19 protein-coding genes and 1 pseudogene are annotated in these 21,147 nt (G+C 58.4%); 13 read left to right on the forward strand and 7 right to left on the reverse strand.

Annotated elements, in window-relative coordinates; genetic code table 11:
• Positions 1–42: 42 nt before the first annotated feature.
• Positions 43–2,121, forward strand: a complete 2,079-nt coding sequence (locus tag M516_RS0111210) for a thioredoxin domain-containing protein (protein WP_035289471.1) — start codon at positions 43–45, stop codon at positions 2,119–2,121.
• 10 nt (positions 2,122–2,131) lie between these two features.
• Here the strand turns inward: M516_RS0111210 and M516_RS0111215 are convergent, their stop codons facing one another.
• Complete coding sequence (locus M516_RS0111215; protein ID WP_029099207.1) at positions 2,132–3,166, reverse strand: YkvI family membrane protein; 1,035 nt, start codon at positions 3,164–3,166, stop codon at positions 2,132–2,134.
• Between the two features lie 147 nt (positions 3,167–3,313).
• Between M516_RS0111215 and M516_RS0111220 the strand changes: the two genes are divergently transcribed.
• Positions 3,314–4,195, forward strand: a complete 882-nt coding sequence (locus M516_RS0111220) for an RNA polymerase sigma-70 factor (protein WP_029099208.1) — start codon at positions 3,314–3,316, stop codon at positions 4,193–4,195.
• Between the two features lie 48 nt (positions 4,196–4,243).
• Here M516_RS0111220 and M516_RS0111225 read toward each other — a convergent pair whose 3' ends face one another.
• Both M516_RS0111225 and M516_RS25580 read right to left on the reverse strand, forming a co-directional pair.
• A complete protein-coding gene (locus M516_RS0111225; RefSeq protein ID WP_029099209.1) occupies positions 4,244–5,641 on the reverse strand; it encodes a hypothetical protein in 1,398 nt (465 codons plus the stop codon).
• Between the two features lie 89 nt (positions 5,642–5,730).
• Positions 5,731–5,877 (reverse strand): hypothetical protein, encoded by a 147-nt coding sequence (locus M516_RS25580; RefSeq protein WP_162836714.1) that lies wholly within the window; start codon positions 5,875–5,877, stop codon positions 5,731–5,733.
• A gap of 245 nt (positions 5,878–6,122) precedes the next feature.
• On the opposite strand from M516_RS25580, the gene M516_RS0111235 reads away from it, so the two are divergent.
• Together M516_RS0111235 and M516_RS0111240 are read left to right on the forward strand one after the other, a co-directional pair.
• Entirely contained in the window at positions 6,123–7,424 is a 1,302-nt protein-coding gene (locus M516_RS0111235; RefSeq protein WP_029099210.1) for an AAA family ATPase, read from the forward strand.
• A gap of 19 nt (positions 7,425–7,443) precedes the next feature.
• The gene (locus tag M516_RS0111240) at positions 7,444–9,168 is read left to right on the forward strand and encodes a hypothetical protein (protein WP_029099211.1); all 1,725 of its coding nucleotides are present in this window, start codon (positions 7,444–7,446) and stop codon (positions 9,166–9,168) included.
• Between the two features lie 153 nt (positions 9,169–9,321).
• Here the strand turns inward: M516_RS0111240 and M516_RS0111245 are convergent, their stop codons facing one another.
• A complete protein-coding gene (locus tag M516_RS0111245) occupies positions 9,322–10,200 on the reverse strand; it encodes a 5'-3' exonuclease (protein ID WP_029099212.1) in 879 nt (292 codons plus the stop codon).
• A gap of 243 nt (positions 10,201–10,443) precedes the next feature.
• On the opposite strand from M516_RS0111245, the gene M516_RS0111250 reads away from it, so the two are divergent.
• The 9 genes from M516_RS0111250 to deoD all read left to right on the forward strand — a co-directional run bounded on the left by M516_RS0111250 (position 10,444) and on the right by deoD (position 18,016).
• The gene (locus tag M516_RS0111250) at positions 10,444–10,647 is read left to right on the forward strand and encodes an alpha/beta-type small acid-soluble spore protein (RefSeq protein WP_029099213.1); all 204 of its coding nucleotides are present in this window, start codon (positions 10,444–10,446) and stop codon (positions 10,645–10,647) included.
• 188 nt (positions 10,648–10,835) lie between these two features.
• Entirely contained in the window at positions 10,836–11,108 is a 273-nt protein-coding gene (locus tag M516_RS0111255) for a hypothetical protein (protein ID WP_029099214.1), read from the forward strand.
• Positions 11,109–11,191: 83 nt separating this feature from the next.
• Complete coding sequence (locus tag M516_RS0111260) at positions 11,192–12,064, forward strand: M23 family metallopeptidase (RefSeq protein WP_029099215.1); 873 nt, start codon at positions 11,192–11,194, stop codon at positions 12,062–12,064.
• Positions 12,065–12,081: 17 nt separating this feature from the next.
• A complete protein-coding gene (locus M516_RS0111265; RefSeq protein WP_029099216.1) occupies positions 12,082–12,897 on the forward strand; it encodes a GTP pyrophosphokinase in 816 nt (271 codons plus the stop codon).
• A 52-nt stretch (positions 12,898–12,949) separates the two neighbouring features.
• On the forward strand, positions 12,950–14,179 hold the full coding sequence (locus M516_RS0111270) for a D-alanyl-D-alanine carboxypeptidase family protein (protein WP_029099217.1): 1,230 nt from the start codon (positions 12,950–12,952) through the stop codon (positions 14,177–14,179).
• A gap of 103 nt (positions 14,180–14,282) precedes the next feature.
• Positions 14,283–15,353 carry a pyruvate kinase gene (gene pyk, locus M516_RS0111275; RefSeq protein WP_238550964.1) on the forward strand — a complete coding sequence of 357 codons (1,071 nt, stop codon included), beginning with the start codon at positions 14,283–14,285 and terminating at the stop codon, positions 15,351–15,353.
• Between the two features lie 76 nt (positions 15,354–15,429).
• Complete coding sequence (locus tag M516_RS23325) at positions 15,430–16,308, forward strand: glycosyltransferase family 2 protein (protein ID WP_081656511.1); 879 nt, start codon at positions 15,430–15,432, stop codon at positions 16,306–16,308.
• Between the two features lie 52 nt (positions 16,309–16,360).
• Positions 16,361–17,122, forward strand: a complete 762-nt coding sequence (locus M516_RS23330; RefSeq protein WP_051188190.1) for a glycosyltransferase family 2 protein — start codon at positions 16,361–16,363, stop codon at positions 17,120–17,122.
• 186 nt (positions 17,123–17,308) lie between these two features.
• Positions 17,309–18,016, forward strand: a complete 708-nt coding sequence (gene deoD / locus M516_RS0111290; protein WP_029099219.1) for a purine-nucleoside phosphorylase — start codon at positions 17,309–17,311, stop codon at positions 18,014–18,016.
• A 770-nt stretch (positions 18,017–18,786) separates the two neighbouring features.
• On the opposite strand, the pseudogene M516_RS24750 reads toward deoD, so the two are convergent.
• From M516_RS24750 to M516_RS0111300, 3 genes and pseudogenes are all read right to left on the reverse strand, one after another.
• A pseudogene (locus M516_RS24750) lies at positions 18,787–19,014 on the reverse strand (YcaO-like family protein); the annotation flags it as partial.
• Positions 19,015–19,288: 274 nt separating this feature from the next.
• Positions 19,289–20,263 (reverse strand): quinone oxidoreductase family protein, encoded by a 975-nt coding sequence (locus M516_RS0111295; protein ID WP_029099220.1) that lies wholly within the window; start codon positions 20,261–20,263, stop codon positions 19,289–19,291.
• Between the two features lie 81 nt (positions 20,264–20,344).
• Complete coding sequence (locus tag M516_RS0111300; protein WP_035289477.1) at positions 20,345–21,133, reverse strand: enoyl-CoA hydratase/isomerase family protein; 789 nt, start codon at positions 21,131–21,133, stop codon at positions 20,345–20,347.
• Positions 21,134–21,147: the final 14 nt, after the last annotated feature.

Here is a 21,147-nt window from a genome sequence, read left to right on the forward strand (position 1 = left end):
TATGCTAAGATGGAAGAAAACAGGTAATTGGAGGACATTTGCGTGGAAAGCAAGGACGAGCGAAAGCCGAACCGATTGAGAAACGAGAAGTCTCCTTATTTGCTTCAGCATGCCTACAACCCCGTTGATTGGTATCCGTGGGGAGAAGAAGCGTTCAACAAAGCCAAACAGGAAGACAAACCCATCTTCCTCAGCATCGGCTACAGCACCTGCCACTGGTGTCACGTCATGGAACGCGAATCGTTTGAAGACGAAGAAGTGGCCGCGCTGCTGAACGAAAAGTTCGTCGCCATCAAGGTGGACCGGGAAGAGCGGCCGGATGTGGACCACATCTACATGACCGTCTGCCAGGCCATGACCGGACAGGGCGGATGGCCGCTGACGATTGTGATGACGCCGGAGAAAAAGCCGTTTTTTGCCGGGACGTATTTTCCCAAGTCGGCCAAGTGGGGACGGCCGGGCGTGATGGACATTCTGCGGCAGCTCTCCGAGATCTGGGAGAACGACCGGGGACGGATCGACCGCAGTGTGGACCACATTTACAACACGCTGGCGCCGCAGATGGCCCGGACCGATCCGGGGACGCTGAGCCGGGAGACCTTTGTGGAAGCGTTGGAGCTTTACAAACGGCAGTTTGACGACGTCTACGGGGGATTTGGCGACGCGCCCAAGTTTCCCACGCCGCACAACCTCATTTTCCTGCTGCGCCACGCCCAGGCGGCCGGTGAGGCGGACGCGCTGCACATGGCGGAAACCACGCTGGAGTGCATGCGCCGCGGCGGCATCTACGACCACGTGGGATTCGGATTCGCCCGCTACTCGGTGGATCGGGAGTGGCTGGTGCCGCACTTTGAAAAGATGCTCTACGACAACGCGCTTCTGGCCTACGCGTATCTGGAGGCGTACCAGGCCACCGGCAAGCACGACTACGCCCGCGTCGCCCGCGACATTTTCACCTACGTCCTGCGCGACATGACCGACCCGGACGGAGGGTTTTATTCGGCGGAAGACGCCGATTCGGAAGGAGAAGAAGGTAAATTTTACGTCTGGACGCCGTGGGAAGTCCGCGATGTGCTGGGGGATGAGCTGGGGCAGCTTTACTGCGACGCGTACGACATCACGGAGAACGGCAATTTTGAAGGGCGCAGCATCCCCAATCTGATCCGGACCGATCTGGACTCGCTTGCCCGCCGCCGGGGGATGGCCGCCGAGGAATTGACGCGGCTGCTGGAACAAGCCCGCCAGAAGCTGTTCGCTCGACGGGAACAGCGGGTGCATCCGGGGAAGGACGACAAGATTCTGACGTCCTGGAACGGCTTGATGATCGCGGCGCTGGCCAAAGGAGGGCTGGTGCTGGAGGAGCTCGAATATCTGCGGGCGGCGGAACGGGCTGTCGGGTTTATCGAGAGCAGGCTGCGCGACGCCAACGGCCGCCTGCTGGCCCGCTACCGCGACGGCGAGGCGGCGTATCTCGGCTACGTGGACGACTACGCCTTTCTCATCTGGGGGCTCACGGAACTGTTTGAGGCCGGACAGGATCCGCGGCACCTGCAGCGGGCGCTGGAGCTGGCCGATGATCTGCTCCGCCTGTTCTGGGATGAACAAAACGGCGGGCTGTTCTTCTACGGCAGCGACGGCGAACAGCTCATCGCCCGTCCCAAGGAAATTTACGACGGCGCGACCCCTTCCGGCAACGGCGTCGCCGCCTACACCTTCCTCCGGCTGTTCTGCCTGACGGGCCGAAGCGATTTGCGCGACAAGGCGGAACGTCTGCTGACGTCGTTTGCGGGGAGCATCAACCACTATCCGATCGGGTACAGCTTTTCCCTCTTGGCGATGCAGCAGCTCCTGCATCCGGTGCGGCAGGTGGTGATCGCGGGCCCGAGAGGCGATGATCGGACGCAGGCGTTTTTCAAGGAGACGCGCCGCGGCTACGCCCCCTTCACGTTGACCGTGCTGCACGATCCGACGGAAGGGCTGGGCGGCATTGCCGAGGCGGTCCGGGACAAACAGATGCAGGGGGGCGAAGTGACGGCCTACATCTGCGAAAACTTTGCCTGCCGCGCGCCGCTCACCGATTGGGAACAGTTCCGGGCGGAGCTGGAGCAGACGCGCGCGTGAGGGATTGCTCCTAGAAAACACGGCGGCCGCTGCCGCTGCCCGGCAGGCACAGGCGGGCCAGCGTGGCCAACCCCAGGTAGCCGAACAGCGGATACAGCACCATCAGCAGCTCGGAGTAGCCGATCAGACAGAGCGAGAAGCTGAAGCCGAACAGGAGCAGATAGAGGCGGGATTCGGGGACGTCAAACAGTTCCCGAAGCTGCTGGCCGATGCCGAACACGTTGGAGATCAGCGTGGTGAAAATTTCGGAGTACAGGACGAAGACGAAAAAGAGCTGCAGCCAATCGTTCCACTGCTCCGTGATGTAGATGATCGGGATGTCCATCAGGCGGACGTCGTCCCAGTTGGCCAGCATGGCCGTGTGAACGATCATCAGCATGAGCCCCAGCCCGATGCCGCCAAGAATCGCCGCCCGCTTGAGCACGAACGTTTCCCGGATCGCATACCCGATGGGGATGAGGACGGATTGGGCCATGGCCAGATTAAACGACACGTACAGCACCGACTTCCACATGAAGCCGAGCGTGCTGGGAGGCGTGAGCGGGAGCGGCGATTCCGCGTGTCCGCTTGCCAGAATCAGCAGGGAGAAGAGCAGCATCGACGGAACGATGAGAGAGTTCACCGCCAGCAGCCGGTCCAGTCCGTGGCGGATGATGACAAACGCCAGGACCGCCGTTCCCGACGTCCCCAGGAGGTACGGGAGGTGAAACTGTTCTTCCAGGACGGAACCGGCTCCCGCCAGCATGACCGTGGTTACGCCCAGCAGGGTGAGGAACACGAGCAGATTGATCACCCGGCCGAGGACAGGACCAAACAGCTTCTGATTGAACGAATCGTACGAGGGCGTCTGCATGTGCTGGGCCAGCCGCATCATGTTGTACCCCAGCCAGACGAACAGGGCGGTGGCGAGCAGGATGCCCAATGTGCCCCAATGGCCGTACGACGTAAAAAAGGCGAGGATTTCCTGACCGCTGGCAAAGCCGGCCCCGACAACCGTTCCGATGTAGGTGGCGGCCACCTGTACGCTTTTTCCCCACAGCTTCATACGCGTGCTGTCCATTCCTTTCGTAGAAAACGTGCTAGTACCAGTGTATGAGACATGGCCCAAAACAGAAGAGCGAGATCGCCGCGATGTCACAAAAGCGATCCGCCGGACGTCATATTTACGGTACGGCCAGAAAGGAGGGAGGGCGTGACAGACGTTGCCCAGTTGTACACCACCTATAAACCGCTGCTGTTTTCCCTGGCTTACCGGATGGTGGGCACCATCACGGACGCGGAAGACATGGTGCAGGACACGTTTCTGTCGCTGGAGCGAACGCGGACGGACGAGATTCACAACATCAAGGCGTTTTTATGCAGGACCCTCACCAACAAATGCATCGACTTTCTGCGCAGGGCACGCAAACAGCGGGAGGTTTACGTGGGGCCGTGGCTCCCGGAGCCGCTTGTCCTCACAAGCGAGGAGGGGGACCCGGTTCATGAAGTGATGACGCATGACCGGCTGTCCATCGCGTGCCTGAAGCTGATGGAATCGCTCTCGCCGACAGAGAGAGCGGTGTTTGTGCTGCGGGAGGTCCTGGCCTGCGACTACCGGGAAATCGCCGAGCTGGTGGGCAAGACGGAAGCCAACTGCCGCAAGATCTTCAGCCGGGTCAGACAAAAACTGTCCCACCGACTGCCGGACGAACCCATCGATTACGCGCAGCACGAACAGCTTGTGGAGCGGTTTCTCGCGGCGATGCGCGACGGCGATGCCGACACGCTGCTGGCTCTGCTTGCCGAAGAGGTGACGCTTTATTCGGATGGCGGCGGCAAAGTCCGGGCCGCGATTTTTCCGATATGCACCCGGGAGCGTGTACTGGCGTTCCTTTTGGGGGTCGCCAAAAAAACGTCCGCCTTCCGGGCGGGCCGCATGGCCAATGTGAACGGCATGCCGGGTTTGCTGTGCGTTCGGGACAACCGTCTCTTTGCCGTCATGAGCTGCTCCGTTCGCTGCGGGAGGGTGGAAGCGATCTACCTCATCCTCAATCCGGAGAAGCTCCGGCACGTTCCCGCGATGGAGACGACATAAACAGAAGCCTCGCCGACCGGCTGAGGCTTCTTTCCGTTTTGCACGTATTCAGATCAGAAACATGGCCACCAGCGTGGTAACCAGCAGTCCGATCGCGACCGGGTAGAGGTTGCGCCGCGCCAATTCGAACGGATCGACGCCGCAGATGGCGGCAGCCGGGAGCAGCGCCCACGGGATGATCGTGCCGCCGCCCACCCAGATGGCGGCGATTTGCCCGAGTGCGGTCAGCGTCGCCGCTCCGCTTCCCAGCGCGGTCGCAAACAGTTGGGCCAGGGAGCCGGCCAGCGTGATGCCGGAGAATCCCGATCCGTCCAGTCCGGTAATGACGCCGATCGCCGTCAGGGCGAGAGCGGCCACCTCCTTGCCGATCGGGATGGTGTGGGCGAGTGCAACGCCCAGATCGTTGACGATCCCATGGGAACCGTTCGGCAGCGTCTCGCCAAACACCTTGACGAATCCGCTGTCACCCATGTAGAAAAACGCGGCGATCGGTATGACGGGGCCAAATACCCGAAAACCGAACTGAAATCCCTGGATCAGGTGAGCGGTTACCTGTTCCAGACCGGCCTGTCTGTGGGACAACAGAGTGACCGCGAGCAGGATCAAAAGAGCGGTGCCGCCGACCAGGGCGGTGGCGTCGCCTCCTTTCAGATCCAGCGCGAACATGGCCGCGACATCCAGCAGAAACAGCAGGGGAACCAGAGCCGCCAGCCCGTTTCGCAGCAGGGGGGAGAGCCGGACGGATGCGGCGTCGCGGGGCGCGGACGGAACGGCCGTTACTTCCGGATCGACGCGGAGCGCTCCGCTTTTCATGTCTTTGTACAGGTACCAAAACGCGGTCAAGGTGGTGACCGTCCCCATCACGATGACCAGCGGCACGCTGGCGGCCATCACCTCGGCGACGGGAAGGCCGGCCGCCTTGGCGGTGAGCGTGGGCGCGCCCTGAATGACAAAGTCACCGGACAAGGCGATGCCGTGGCCGAACAGGTTCATTGCGACGGCTGCACCGACGGCGGGCAGCCCCACACGGAGAGCGACAGGCAGCATCACCGCGCCGATCAGCGCCACGGCCGGCGAAGGCCAAAAGAACCAGGACATGATCATCATGACGATACCGATCACCCAGTACGCCAGCGCCGGCGTCCGCACCAGCGAGGCCATCGGCCGGATCATCGTTTCGTTGATGCCGGTCTCGGTCAGCACGCGGCTCATCGCGACGATGATGCAGATGACCAGAATCGTCGGCAGCAGTTCCGTCATCGCGTACATGAAGCTGCCGAACACGCCCCCCACCGCCGCCGTAACCGAACCGGTAGCCGTTAGGCCGAGCGCGGCGATCCCCGCGATGCAGATGAGACTGGTATCGCGTCGGAGCACCATGGTGGCGACGATGCCGATCACGAACAGGACGTACACCCCGTGGAGCCAGGACAGTTCAACACCCATGCCCATCCCTCCTTCTAGTGTGTCGGGCAAACCTCTCTTGTTCACACACTATGCGAGGGCACAGACATGGGTGAAAGCGGATCGTACGCTTACAATTTGCTGTAGTACAGCACGCGCCACACTTCCCACATCCAGTGATGGGTGACGTGGTCCAGCTCTTCCGTTCGGCTCAGGATTTTAAAAATCCGTTCCATCAGATGATCGTATTCTTCATCAGACAGTTGAAGCTGGGGCATGACTATCCTCCTTTTTGCATGTATTGCTCTTGTTGGTTATTGTTGCCAACGCGCACCTTTCATCATACGCGGGTGCCGGCGCCTTCATGATCGGCCGCCGGACCCGGGAGAGCGCATTGGCTTGTGTGCGCGGATCAGGATGTATACACTACAGGTAGAGAGTGCCAACCCATGACAATCGAATCTTGCACGAGGGGGGAACGGCGCAGCACGTCTGCCGTGACAGCACGATTGCGCCAGAGATGATGAACAGGACGATGCCATTGACACACAAGTTGGAACAAGCGGTCGAACTACTGGAGCGCCGTTTTCTCGAACGAAGCGAGCTGATCCGCCTGCTGCTCCTGGGCATCATGAGCGGAGAGAACGCCCTGCTGATCGGGCCGCCGGGTACGGCCAAATCGCAGATGGCCCGGGCCGTCGCCCAACTGTTCGGCTCCGAGCACTGGTTTGAATACCTGCTGACGCGGTTTACCACGCCCGACGAAATTTTCGGCCCCGTGTCGCTGCAGCAGTTGAAGCAGGACCAGTACGTGCGAAAGACGGCCGGCTACCTGCCGTCTGCCCAGTTCGCGTTTCTCGACGAGATCTTTAAAGCCAACAGCGCGATCCTCAACTCCCTGCTCTCCATTCTGAACGAGCGGGTCTATTTCAACGGGAGGGAAAAAGAGGCGGTGCCGCTGCTGTTTCTGATGGCCGCGTCCAACGAGCTGCCGGACGAGGACGAACAGTTGACGGCGCTGTACGACCGCTTTCTCATCCGCTACGAGGTGAGCTACCTGCAGCACGCCTCCAGCTACGAAAAAATGTTTTCGCTGCCGAATGAGCCGCTGCCGGTTGTCTTTTCCCTCCACGACGTGAAGGACATCCAGCGCGAAGCATCCCGGGTCAGCATCCCGGAATCGCTGATCTATTTCCTCTACCGCTTGAAGCAGGACATGGAGGAAAAGGAGTTCGTCCTCTCCGACCGGCGGTGGAGCAAGATCGCCCACGTCTGGAAAACGTCGGCCGCTCTTCACGGCCGCGAAAGCGTCTCGATCTGGGATACGGTGTTTACGCCGCACATGCTCTGGGACGTGCCGGAAGATTTGCCCGTATTGCGGGAGCTGTTTGACCAGCGCTTCACCGAACAGTTGAAAGCGGACATGGAGCACGACTTGCCGCTTCGCCGCTGCAGGCAGACCGCCGAAAAGTGGCTGGAAAAGGAAGCGGATCTGCACGCGTTTCAGTTCAAGAAAGAGATCGGGGCCAAACTGGGAAAAGAAGCCGCCGAGCGCTACCGCTCGCTCCTCGACGAATGCCGGCTGGAGCTGGAAGAGACCGGCCGCGACCTGCGCAACCGCTTGCTTCAGTGGCAGCAGCGGGAGCAGGACCTGACCGCGTACGTGCGGGAGAAAAACCGACTGCTGCCCAACCCGGAGAAATACACGGTCAAATACGCCCATCTGCGCATCGAGGGTGAGCGGATCCTGCAGATGCTGCAGGGCGTCTACCGAACGGTATTTGACCGGGAACTTCCCGGTACCGATTACGACTACACGCTGTAGGAAGGCAGGATGCAACCGCATGATCATTCGTGCCAGTCGGGTCGACCGCTACTTGTTTGATGCGTACCAGTACTCGTCGCGCACGGCGCGCGAATGGATGGAAGAAGCCAAAGCGCGGGCGCCGTGGTTCGACCGCGAACTGTTGGCCGATTTTTTCCTGGCGTTTTATCTCGTCCATCCCGAAATTGACCAGACACAGGCGGCGCCGCCGTTCCACCGCTGGATGGTGCAGACGCTGATGAAACAGTATTTTTACCGGATGATCCACCCGCGGACGGCAGGCCAGGAGAGCGCCGCCTTCAAGACGGCCATCAAGGCGCTCATGTGGCTGACGGCGTCGTTCGCGGAGGAGGTCAAACGCCGGGAGCGGGAACAGCGGCTGACTCCCTTGGTCGCCGGACTTCAGCAGAAGCAGGGACACGAGGGCAGGGAACAGGCCCAATTGTCCGAACTGTTGACGGAAAAACAGGCGGCCAGGCTTCAGTTGATCGGCTACACGCTGCAGCAGGGCAAGCGCGTGGTGGAGGACAAACAGGAGGCGATGGACACCCGGCCGCTGGTGGAAGCGGAGATCCGCTCCCTCAAAGCGCGCATTCAGGAACTTCGGGAAGAGATGCGGGTGAATGTTACCAAGCGCCCCAAGCTGCAGCAAAAAGTCAAAAAGCTGGAGGACGAGCTGGCCCAGCGGGAAAAACAGCACGAGCGGCTGTCCAGGCAGGAACGGGAGGCCGTGGCCCAATTGGAACAGGAGCTGGGGCAGTGGCTGGACCGCTCGCTGAAAGAGACGCTGTCGCTGGAATCGGACGACACGTTGTTCGTCCATGAGCTGCTTACGGCCAGCCAGCGCTTCGCCAACCGCCGCTGGGGGCACGAGTTGGGCAAGCTCCGGCGCCAGAGCTTGGAACAATATATGAAGTGGCTGGAAAAGTTGAAACGGCATCCGGACCTGGTTGACTTCCTTAAAGAGGTGGGGCGCAACGTCCATCACGTCCGGGTGAAAAAGAAGCAGATGCGCTCGCGGCGGCTGCCGGAAGAATACTACGACCTGAGGCAGTCGGGCGACATCGCCCACATGCTGCCGAGCGAAGCCGGCCTTTTGGCCGATCCGGATTACGAGACGTATTTTCTGCTCAAGTGGGTGGAGCAGAAGCTGATGACGTACGACACCGTCGGATGGCTGGAGGAACCGCCCAAAGGTCCCGTGATCTGCATGCTGGACACCTCACATTCGATGCGGGGGAGCAAACTGCGCTTGGCCCAGCTCTTTGTGATGACGTTCGCCGCGCTCAGTCTCCTGGAAAAACGAGACTTTCTGCTGCTGCTGTTCGGCGCAAAAGGGGAGCTTCGCGAGCAGGCCCTGTACCACCGGCGGCCGGACTGGCCTGCGTTTTACGCGCTGGCGCAGATGGCCTTCGGAGGCGGGACGCACTTCGACGCGCCGATGAAGCGGGCCATCCAAATCGTGGAAGAGAACCGGCAGTTTCGCGGGGCTGACTTCGTCATGGTGACGGATGGGGTAGGCGGCCTTTCCCTGTACGTGCGGGAGATGCTGGCCGATCTGGCCAAGCGCAAACAGGTGCGGCTGCACAGTCTCATCGTCGGCTCGGCACGCCAGCACCTGGTCCAGAAGTACGACATTCTGGGCGTCTCCCACCAGGTCCGCTTTGCCGCGACATGGGACTGCCAGGAAGAGGGGAACACCCGTTTGTTTCTCGATGTGTTTGAGGAACGGAATCGTTCGTGAAGAACTGCCGCCCTACACGCACAAAAAAATCCCGGACGCCTTGTCAAAAGGGCCGGGATTTTTTTGCGTTCGTATTGAGGCTGCGATCGCGCAGGGAGGTTTCTCGCTTTGTCCGGCCGCTCCACCGTCCTGGCAGACCGGCTCTGCCGCGTCTCAGCTTACCCTGCTGACCAGCGTGCGTCCAAACTCCAGTTCGGCAAACTTATCCCGAACCCGCTCCCGATCGTATTCCCATCGCGCTGCTTCCAGCGAAAAGTCGATCGGCGCGTCACGGAAAATCGTCGCCAGTTTTTTGCTCAGATAGACCTGCTCGCGGTGTTCTTCCAGTTTGGCGCGCAGCTTGGGCGTGCACGCGTCCAGATTGGCGTACAGTCCGTCCAGGGAGCCGTGGGCGGCTATCAGCCTGACTGCCGTCTTTTCGCCGATCCCCGGACAACCGGGAATGCAGTCGGAGGCGTCGCCCATCAGCGCCTTCACGTCGACGACCTGTTCCGGTCTGATCCCGCGGACGGCCAGCAGGCTGGCGGGTGTGTAGTGTTCGTGCTTGCCGCCGTTTTTCAGGATTTTCACGCTGACCTGATCGGACAAAAGCTGCAGGCTGTCGTAATCGCCGGTCGCGATGACCACCTGATGTCCCTCGGCCGCGAGACGCGCGCTGACCGTGCCGAGAATGTCGTCTCCTTCATACCCTGGGCAGCCCAGGTTGGGGACGGAAAATGCGTCGGTCACCTCCTTGACCAGTTCAAACTGGGGAACCAGCTCCTCAGGCGGCGCCACCCGGTTGGACTTGTACCCGTCGTACCACTGGCTGCGGATCAGGGTTTCCCGCGCAGCCACATCCCAGCCGATGGCGACATGGGTGGGGCGCACCAGGTCGGCGTAGTCCAGCATCATTTTCGTAAACCCGTAGACAGCGTTTGTATAAACACCTTGCGAGGTCTGCCGATACCCGCCCGCCCAGGCGGAGGCGTAAAAGGCGCGAAACAAAAAACTCATGCCGTCAATGAGCAGTACTTTGCAGGGTTGATTCACAAAAACGCGACTCCTCTCGTGTCCAACTGTCACGACCCATTATAGCACAAAGCGGCCGGCCGACCTTGACAGATTTTACATCGCCGGACACTGCATGGATGCGTTCGGCGGAGGGATGATAGTAACACGAGAGAGCCGGAGACGCTTTCTTCCCAACGCCTCTCGGTCTCATCGGAGAGAAGCGGCTTCGCTGACGGTTCAACCCCGTCCCGGGAGAAAACACGCTTAAAGGAGGAATCACACGTGGCAAACAACACTGGTGGATCCAACAACCTGGTAGTTCCTCAAGCAAACGCGGCGCTTGACCAACTGAAGTACGAGATCGCTGCTGAATTCGGCGTAAACCTGGGCGCTGACACCACCTCCCGTCAAAACGGTTCCGTAGGTGGAGAAATCACCAAGCGTCTGGTAAGCTTTGCTGAACAACAACTGGCCGGCCGCGGCTAACACCCGGCAAAAAGGAAATAACTGGATGAAAAAGGCCCCGGACAGGGGCCTTTTCATTTTGTGCGTTTGGTGCACACGCCCTTTCTTTGCCTCCCGGTGTAAACACACAATCACATTCGGGGACTAGTCATATGGTGTAGGGAACAGGCAAATAAACCATGGCTGACGGAAAGGAGTGACGTCCGGGGATGAAAAAGAAAGAAGTAAAGCGCCTGCTGCGGGAAAATCCTGATTTCGAGGCGTGGCTGATGCAGGACGCTTCCCGCATCTCCAGTATCCGCGCCAATCCGGACACGGCAGGTGAGCTGTTCAGGCGCTGGAACGACCGAAAAAAAGGGAAGATCGACTTTGGCACCATCTCGCAGAAGACAAAACGGGCCAGCGAGATGCTGACGAACATGACGTCCATCATGGAGATGATGGCCGATTACAACAAAAAACAGGTGGAGCAGGAACCCTAGGAAGGCTGGTTGGCTAGCCTTCTTTTTTTCTTTTTCCTTTCCCGTAGTCTTTTGGTATACTGGAAAATGGGAGGGAATGCGTGATGATTCAAGCGCTCGCCAATCTGCTGGTCGTTGCCGCTCTGGTTGCTGCCGCGGGGACAAGCTCCTTCGGCAAGGAAGCGGCGACCGCCGTTCAAGCTGCGGTTCAACATCCCTACCTGTCCATAGCGCCCGCGAAGACACACCCGGGCGACGCCGTGCTGATCCGGAGCAGCCGTGTGCAATCAGTCACGGTGTTGGGAAAAACCTACCGGCTGATTCCTTCCCATGGAGCGTATGTCCGGTTTATTCCCATTCCCTTTGACGCGAAGCCGGGCACGTACGCGGTGCTGTCGGCGGACAAGCAGCGTCTCGCCAGCCTGACGATCGCACCCAAGACCTTTGCCGTCGACAAGCTTACCGTCAGCAAACAGATGAACCAGATGCGGCAGAACACGGAACGGATCGACGCCGACCAGAAAAAGATCAACGCGGCCCGCTCCCGCTCCGCCCAGACGCCGTATTTTATCGATACGTTTCTCATGCCTGCCCAAGGCCGTTTGACGACACCGTTCGGCTATCAGCGCGTCGTCAACGGGAAAGCGGCGAACCGCCATGCCGCCATTGACATCGCCAACAAAACGGGAACGCCCATCGCGGCCAGCAACAACGGCAAGGTGGTGCTGGCAGAATCCCTCTATTTGACAGGAAACACGATTATCATCGACCACGGCCTCAACGTGTTTTCGATCTACGCCCACCTGTCCAGGCTGGACGTGAAAACAGGGGACATGGTCAAACGCGGCCAGATCATCGGCCGCATGGGGAGCACCGGTTTTTCCACCGGTCCCCATCTGCACTACGGCATGCTGATCGGCAACACGTATGTCAACCCGCAGCCGTTTTTGGAGGCATCGCCTTTCCTCTGGGAGTGACATGGAGGTGAATTTGCATGAACACAGCGCACGTCCCCAACAAAGTGCTGAACAACCTCGTTCATTTTCTGGCGCCGTACGAACAGGCTGTCGATGAACTCAAGCTGAAATTGAAAGGCATCAAGTACGGCTTTTTGAAAAGCGGCCGCTATTCACCCATCGAGTTCGTCGTCGGGCGGGTGAAAAAGGTGGACAGCCTGATCAAGAAAGCCCAGGAAAGAGGCATCGATTTTCATCAGGACACCTGGCAGGAGAGAGTGGCCAGGGAGATCACCGATATCGCCGGACTGCGCGTCGTCTGCCGGTACATCGACGACGTGCGTGAAGTCCAGCAGCTTTTGCAGGAGAGGGAAGACATCGAAGTCCACGACATCAAGGACTACATCGCGACGCCCAAGGAATCCGGATACCGCAGCATCCACATGATCGTTTCCTACACGGTGTACCACGGGAGCGAGAAAATCACCCTGTTCTGCGAAATTCAGATTCGTACGTTAGGCATGAACTTTTGGGCGACGAACGAACACGAGCTGCGTTACAAATACGCCGGGAACATCCCGGAAAACGTGCTGCAGCAGCTCCACGAGGCGTCCGTGATCACACACCAGTTGGACGTCTTGATGAACAGCCTGCGCCAGGAGATTTTGACACCGCCTGAAGTGGACACGTCGCTGGAGGAGAAACTGGAAGAAATCTTCTCGCTGTACGTAAAACAGGATTACGAATCGGCGGCGGCGTTGTACCGCGAACATGTGAGCGGATTTGAACAGGCGTTTCAGGACAATCCGAAATTTAAAATGATCCATGATCTGCTGGGCAAGCGTTTGGGCTAGCCGAGCAAGGGCGTGCTGATGCCCGCAAGTACCAAGAAAGGAACCGACAACCATGCGTCTACTGCTTACGTACCTGCTCGTTGCGGCCTGCGTCCTGTGCAATCTCGGCGTTCGGCCCGCATCCGCCCGGGGGGAGGACAATCTGACACCCAGCGGCATTTACGGGGAGTCTGCCATCCTGATCGACGCAGCAACGGGTCAGGTACTGTTTGAAAAAAATCCACATCTTCGCCTGTATCCGGCGAGCATCACCAAAATCGCCACCGGTATCTACGCGATTGAGAACGGCAATCCGGACGATCTTGTAACCGTCTCCAAAAACGCGCGCAACGAAGAAGGCACCCGCGTGTACCTGGGGGAAGGGGAGCAGGTGACCCTGCGCAAGCTGGAGTACGGATTGCTGATGAATTCCGGCAACGACGCGGCGACCGCCATCGCGGAGCATTTGGGCGGCAGCGTTCAGCATTTCGCCGACCAATTGAACACATACCTACAGGAAAAGGTGGGTGTCACCGAGACCCATTTCACGAACGCCCACGGCCTGCACGATCCCAATCACTACACGACCGCAGCCGACATGGCCAAAATCGCCCAATATGCGATGAAAAACCCGACCTTCCGCGAGATCGTGGCCACCGTCCGCCTGCCGTGGGACGGCCGCGAGTGGAAGACGGTGCTGATCAATCACAACAAACTGCTCCGCAATTACGAAGGAGCGACCGGGATCAAGAACGGTTTTACCGACCAGGCCATGCACACGCTGGTGGGTTCGGCCAAGCGCGGAGAAACGGAACTGATCGCCGTGACGATGAAAGCGGGGTCCAGCGCGTATGCGTACAAGGACGTGACCGCCATGCTGGACTACGGGTTTGCCCACTTTGAGACCAGGCAGGTGGCTTCTGCCGGCCAGACATTTGGACAGGCTGTTGCGGCCAACGGCGGTACACCGGCGGTCACCTACCAGGCGGAAACCGATCTGTACGCCACAGTCCCCAAAGGGACGGAGCCGCAAACGGAGCTGACTGCCGACGGCCAGCTTCTGGTCAGGGCGGGGGAGCTGACCCAGACACTGCCGTTACTGCGAAAAGAACCCCCCCGCGCCGCCGCCCTTGCTGCTCCCGCAAAAAAGGAGACGGCAGCGGCTTCCGCAGCGCCGCGATACGCGATTTTCTTTGCCTGGCTGCTGTTAAACCTGTTTTTGTTCGGCCTGACCGTCGCGCGATCCCGCCGGCGCCGCCGGGAGAGACTCCGGCATCTGCCGCGCCGCGCGCATTGGTCCTGATGATGGACGTCCCGACCGGGGCGTCCTCTTTTTTGTATGGAATGCCGCTTCCCGACAAACACTGAGCGTGATGGTATGTTGGGAAGAAAAGAGGGAACTCGTCATGATTGACATCATTTGCACGATCGGACCGGCCAGCCGGGATGTGGAGATGCTGAAGCGGCTGGCGGCCAGCGGCATGACGATCGCCCGGTTGAACATGTCTCACGGAGATCACCGTTCTCACCAAGCCGCGATCCGCAACATCCGTCAGGCGGGAAGCGAGCTCGGGCGGAAAATCAGGCTGTTGGGCGACCTGCAGGGACCGAAGATCAGGCTGGGAGAAGTAAACGGCGAGGTCGTGCTGAACGCGGGTGAACCCTTCATCCTGCACATGCAGCCGACGGTCGGCAGCCAGCACGAGGCCAGCGTCGATTACCCCGGTCTGGTCGACGACGTCAAGCCGGGGGCGCGGATTCACATCAACGACGGGGAGGTCAAGCTGCTCGTGCAGCAGGTGACCAAAGATTCGCTGCTGACCCGGGTGATCGTCGGCGGTCCCATCTCCAGCCACAAGGGCATCAACGTGCCGGGGACCCCTCTCCGCCTGCCGCCGCTGACCGGGAAGGACAAGGACGACCTGCGCTTTTTGCTGATGGAAAAAGTGGATTACGTCGCCTGTTCGTTCATACGCGACGGAGGGCAGATGGACGAGATTCGCGCCTTTGCGGGAGTGGCGCGCGGACACGCGCCGTCGTTTGTGGCCAAGCTGGAAACAATAGACGCCCTGCGTCACTTCAACGCCATCGCGGACGCGGCAGACGGGGTGATGATCGCCCGCGGCGACCTGGGCGTGGAGGTTCCGTTCGAGTGGGTGCCGCTGCTGCAAAAAGCGATCATCCGGGAATGCCGGCGCAAGGGCATTTACTGCATCACGGCTACCCACATGCTGCAGTCGATGACGGAGCATCCCGTGCCCACCCGAGCGGAGGTCACCGACATTTTTCAAGCCGTGCTGGACGGCACCAACGCCGTGATGCTTTCCGCGGAGAGCGCAAGCGGCGCCTATCCGGCGGAAAGTACGGACACGCTGGCAACAGTGGCCGCCTTTGCCGAAAGGGTGGCGGCCGATCAACCGTTTGACTGGGACGACATCCTGCACCTTCTTTCCGCGCAGGGACAAACGGGGCTGTGACAACAGCCGTGTCCATCAGCGGTACCCCGGCGTATCGTAGGAAGAGATCCCATTTTCCTGCAAAGGGGGAAACGCGATGGACAGCGCGACATGCCCTGCACCTGAAGTGTCCGTGATTATCCCGGCCCGAAACGAAGCCAAGCGAATCGTCCGCGTCATCCAAGAGGCACAGCGGGTGTCCCCCTTGACGGAAGTCATTGTCGTCTGCAACGGTGTGACGGATCACACAACCAAACTGGCGCTGGAAAACGGAGCCAGGGTGATCGAAGCGGCTCCCTCTCTCGGTCACGACGTCGGTCGTGCCGTTGGAGCCTTTTTTGCCAGAGGGGACGTGATGTTGTTCATCGACGCGGATTTTCTGGTGCCGGCTTTCAAACTTCGCCGGTACGTGGACGAAGTGAAAAAGGGATGGGATGTGGTGCTCAACGCCTATTCCGGCTATCAATCCAAGGGGATCATCAACCCCACGTCTCTCGCCAAACGGCTGTTGAATCACATCGTGGGGCGGCCTGATCTGGTCGGCAGCTCCCTGACCACCGTCCCGCACGCCATGAGCCGGCTGGCGGCCGAGCGGATCGGCTTCGAGGAGCTGGCTGTCCCGCCCAAGGCACAGGTCAAGGCCGTGCTGCAGGGACTGACCATCACAAGAGTCTGCCCGATCAACACTGCGCGGCTGAACGATCCGCGCATCGGGCGAAAAGATAGAGTCGTTGATCTCGTGTTGGGCGATCATGCGGAAGCCATCGCCGTCTATCTGAGAGAAAAGGGGGAGCGGGCAGGCTTTTTCGATCAGGAACGAAACCGGGATCTGCTGCTGTTTCCTCCGCAACAGCACCTGCGGACCGTGTACAGGCAGGAAACGATTCGGGCGACAGGGGGGAGTTGGCGTGATGGTGGAAAAGCCAAGCAAAAGACTCTGCACAAAACCGGGCCCAAAACGCGTCGTCCGCGCTAGACCATGTGCCGGGCAGCGGCTAACGCCCCAACAGTTGGCGAGAAACAGCCGGATGCTGTCGGTGATCATCCCGGTCAGCAATGAGGAAAAGACAATCGGAGCGGTGCTGCGGCAGGTGGAACGCCTGCGGCCCAAGGAAATCATCGTGATCGTCAACGGCTGCCGCGACCATACGCTGGAGGTGGTCTGCAGCCATCCGGTCACCTGTGTGGTCTATCCGTTTGTGTTGGGACACGACGTCGGGAGGGCCGTCGGCGCAGGGGAAGCCAGCGGAGAGGTCCTGCTGTTTGCAGACGGCGACATCGTCGTGCCCGCAGAGACGCTGCAGTCGTTTGCAAACGCCTGCTATCGGGGGGCGGACATCGCGCTGAACAACGCCAATCCGTTCTTCCGCCAGTCAGCCAAGCTGGACGCGGTCGCGATGGCGACATCCTATCTCAACCAGATGCTGTCCCGCCCCGACCTGCGCTGCTCGTCCCTGAGCGCCGTACCGCATGCGATGAAACAGAGCGCCGCTGCGGCGCTTGGCTACGAGAGCCTGATGGTTCCGCCGAAAGCGCTGGCGATGGCCATCACCAACGGTCTGGTCGTCGTTCAGGCGGAGAGCGTCAACGTGTTTCGCCGGAAACCTTCCCCCCGCATTCAGGAACTGATCCTGGGCGATCACCTCGAAGCGATCCAGTACGTGCAGCGCGTGAAGAAGTCAGACCGGATGTACTTTGCCGACCAGTTCCGGCGGCGGGACGTGTTTCCGCACGTGGAGAAGGCGCGGTTCGTCAGCGACCGGCATGTCATACTTCCGTTCGGGCCGTAAGGAAAACGGTTCGTGTGCCGAAAACACCGTTGTCATCTCACCAGGGTGGCAGCGGTGTTTTTCGCGCGAAACGGTCGTCGTCAGGCTTGGATGGGGTAGAGCGGTCGGACAAGCTTTGCTATTCGGTTCGTTTGTAGTACGATTACTTCGTAGGACATTATGGAGAAGAAAAGGGGCAGATGTTTCATGAGCATTCATATCGGAGCAAAGGCGAACGAGATTGCGGAAACCATCCTGTTGCCCGGCGACCCGCTGCGGGCCAAATACATCGCGGAAACGTTCCTCGAAGATGCCGTGTGCTACAACAACGTCCGCGGCATGCTGGGCTTTACCGGTACATATAAAGGAAAGCGGGTGTCCGTACAGGGGACCGGCATGGGCGTGCCGTCCATCTCCATCTACATCCACGAGCTGATGGAGGAGTACGGCGTGCAAAACCTGATCCGCGTCGGGACCTGCGGCGCCATCCAGGAAGACATCAAGGTGCGCGACGTGATCATCGCCATGGCGGCGTCCACCGATTCGCAGGCGAACCGGCTGCGCTTCCAGCAGATCGATTTTGCGCCGACGGCCAATTTTGACCTGCTGCACAAGGCATACCAGGCCGCCGTTGACCGCAATCTGCCCGTGAAAGTAGGCAACGTGTTCACCAGCGACACGTTCTATCAGGAAAGCCTGGACCTGTACAAAAAACTGGCCAGCTATCAGGTGCTGGCGGTGGAAATGGAGACGGCCGCCCTCTACACGCTGGCCGCCAAATTCAACCGCAATGCCCTGTCCATCCTGACCGTCAGCGACCACATCCTCACCGGCGAAGCGACCTCCGCCGAAGAACGGCAGACCACGTTCAACGCGATGATCGAAGTGGCTCTGGATGCGGCGCTGCTGCGGTAACATGCGGTAACAATCGAAAAAAACCTACATCCGCAGGCATATTTGTCTGCGGATGATCTTTTGGGAAAACATCATCTGATTGGCTTGTGCGATTGGATATGCAGATGGAGATGTTATTTCAGGCATCTGACCCTCGGCGTGCACTGAATACCGGGGGTTGAGGATCGGTTTCCTTTGAGTCCGATAATATATATTATGTAAACTTATAAAACAATTCGAATTTCGTTACAGGCTGGCGGTTCAATGGGATCTTGTCTAGCGGCACAAACATACTGGCATTCCGCGACAAAACAAATTTTACATTAGTTTTGCGAAGCGAACATACTGACAATCAGGTGGAACATGCATGTTATAACCAGCCTTGTTAAAGGAAAATTAAAGTCTTTAGACTGATGTCTGGCGACGCCAGATTCCTAACCATCACGACTAGCGACACAAAAATTCTTGCCTGATTGCCGGTGGTTCAATAAGAAAAAACGCCGGCAGCCGGTCAATAATTATATTCGATCCATCCTTTATATCCATCTTTGGACATTTCACCATCTCTCATACAGATGAATGTACCAGATATATAAATATATAAGATAATAAGGTTGCAGGAGGCATAATTTTCTCGGTGGAGGATGGGCTGACGAGGTTACTATTGTTTTTCATTTCAGTTCATGAAATTGCTGTTTTATGAACTGAAATTTTTATTAATCCCTAATTCGTTCGATTTGTGAGTTTGGACTACTAACATCTGATACCAAAGGTCATGTTACATTGCTTCCATGCGTATCCATTGGTGCGTCTTTCTCGTCAATCGTCAGCAGCAGGCAGGCAATCTCGTGTAACGAGCTTTTCACCGCCCGAACCGGATCCGGATGAGCTCCGGCCGCACAGATGAGATTCACTCCCTTTTGCTTCCTGTTTTTCGCCAGCGTCCAAACGCTTGGAATCCCGTACTCCATCGTCGAGTTAAACACATACACATCATATCCCGTCACCGCGCGCAGACGTCGATCATCAACCGTAATAAATGTCTTTCTAGCAAGATGCCTATGTCATTTTGGATAATAGCTGCTTAACCCACCCGCTCAGAGAACACAACAAAAAAACCGCCGAGCAGGCGGTCTCATCCGATGGACTTCCTTGTTCGCGGGATACAACCAGCTGCGCGCTTTCATTGCGTCAACAATGCGTTTCTTCCTTTTGCCCTCCCCAAAATCAACGGTTTCCCAGTGACGACGCCGGGGGAACACTGATATCTTCTATTCATGCCCCGTGTCTTCATTACGGAATTAAAACAACCTTGCCTGTTGTCTGACGCCCTTCCAGCAGTTCATGAGCTCTTTTCGCTTCCGTTAACGGCACTCTTTCTCCAATGATCACTTGCAATTTCCTCTCCTCCACGTAGTCAAGCAGCTGCTTCACACTCTCCCTGTACAAGACCGGATGCTGAAGAATGCGCGGCAGCCAGAATCCCACTACGCTCGTATTCCGATGCATAAGTACAGAAGGATCAAACTGGGTTGTTTCTGCGCCCGCTCTACCGTAATAGACAAGTCGCCCGAACGTTGCCAGGCATGTTACACTTTTCGCAAAATGTTCTCCCCCTACCATTTCCAACACGATATCGACACCTCTGCCTCTTGTCAGCTCCATCACCTGATCGTTCCAATTCGACTCCGAATAATTCACCCCGGCATCGGCTCCCAGTGAACGAGCCAGTTTCAATTTGTCCGAACGGCTTGCCGCAGCGATCACGTGCCCCGCTCCCATCAGTTTCGCCAACTGAACAGCCAGCGTTCCGACTCCTCCTGCTGCCGCGTGAACCAATACGGATTCCCCTTGAACCAGCTGCCCTGACGTCTTCAAGACATGGTAGGCGGTCAGCCCCTGAAGCAATAAGGCAGCTGCCTGGTCAAAATCCACTCCATCCGGTATGGGATGAATCTGATGTTCAGGAAGAGCCACATACTCTGCATAGCATCCGTTTTCGGTCAAGGCGACGACGCGGTCCCCCACCTTATATTGGGTGACCTCAGGTGAAACCTCTGCAATGACACCGGCAACTTCCGAACCGGGGATGTAAGGGAGCGGGGTTTTCGCCAAATATTGATTGCGGCGGCGCATTGTGTCCGCAAAGTTTACTCCTGCCGCTTTGACTTGTACCAACACTGTCCCTGGTTTTCCTGTCGGAACGGGAACATCGACTGTTTGCAATACTTCAGGACTTCCATACTCACGAAATTGAATGGCTTTCATCCGTTTTCATCCCCCTTTATGAAGATACGTGATTCCTACTCTGTTAGGATCCACGGCTGCCTCCCTTTTTCGGTGATTTCGTTATTCCCCGCGGAATTCCGGGTTCCGTTTTTCAAGAAAGGCCTCAATTCCTTCCTTTACATCTTGGGTCCCGAAACAGAATGTTATGGAGGAATACTCTTGTTTCAACAATGTGACAAGATCGGTTTCCAGGCTTTGCACGAGGAGTCGTTTCGAAAGCGTCTGCGCAATCGGAGGACCACTGGCCAATTGTCTGGCAAATTCCATGACGCGCTCATGAAATTCTTCATCAGGGAATACGTCGTTAACCAGCCCGATTCGTTGGGCTTCATCAGGATATACGTCGCGGCCGGTGAAGATCATCTCTGCAGCCCTTGTGAGCCCGACCAACCGGGGCAAAAAGTAGCTCATCCCCGCGTCAGGACTTAACCCTCGTCTGATGTACCCGGCAGTCACTCTCGCACGATCGGACATAAAGCGCAAATCGCATGCAAGTGCCAGGGCAAATCCCGCCCCCGCTGCCACTCCGTTTATCGCGGCAATCACGGGTTTATCGCAGTGAACGATCCCCAGTGATTGTCGGCCTACCCACCCGAGGTCGTCCAACCGTCTGTGACGGGAGCTGCCGGACGCACTCCTCTTCTCCAGATCGGCCAAATCAAGCCCTGTGCAAAACGCGCGTCCCTTACCTGTTATCACGACGACGCGAACGTCATCGTCAGCCGATGCCTCTGTCAAGACCCTTTCGATCTCCGAACGAAGAGGATCATTGAGTGCATTCAGGCGCTCGGGACGATTCAGGGTTAACGTTCGCACGCCATTTTGTGTATCGATTACAAGTTCTTCCATATCGACTCCTCCAG

The organism is Brevibacillus thermoruber 423 (genome assembly GCF_000454065.1).
Classification (GTDB): domain Bacteria; phylum Bacillota; class Bacilli; order Brevibacillales; family Brevibacillaceae; genus Brevibacillus; species Brevibacillus thermoruber.